At 45.5% G+C, this 525-nt stretch carries 1 pseudogene; it reads left to right on the top strand.

Annotated elements, in window-relative coordinates:
* A pseudogene (locus R7Q46_RS30120) lies at nucleotides 1-455 on the top strand (transporter); the annotation flags it as partial.
* Nucleotides 456-525 lie beyond the last annotated feature (70 nt).

Raw genomic sequence — 525 nt, 5'->3', positions numbered from 1 at the left:
CGATATGGACTATCCCGAACTTGATGCGACATTCTGAATGGTTGCATGAGGTGATTCGTAGCACGGGGCTAGAGTTAGAGGTCATCAAAGTGGAAGACATTAGTTTTCCCGAGTCAGTTTCACACTTGGCGGATTTATTGTTCATTGAAGAGGTCATGGAAGCGCCATTTGAATATGGGGTATTTGAATGGCTATCGGTGGCGACTGGCTTACGTTTTAGTTTCGAACAAAACCAGATGGAGCGTCACCGCGAGCAGCTTCAAGAAGCCATTGCCTATGAACAACCGATTTCTCATTTGCTGGGTATTGAAGAAGCGCTGCGCGCGCAATATGTCTATTTGCCTTTGTTCATTGGCTACGAAGAAGTGACAAAAACCCAACAAGTTCGGGGCGTGCAAGTTAAGAATACAGGCTACAGCGACTTACACCGACTTTGGATTGCTCACAGTAGTTAGCCCGTTTGATGCCAATCGCATCATCATATTCTAGAAAGCAAAAAAGCCATCAGGACGATGGCTTTTTTAG

This window comes from Vibrio sp. 811, assembly GCF_033339195.1.
This window is presented reverse-complemented; position numbering and strand designations above follow the sequence as displayed.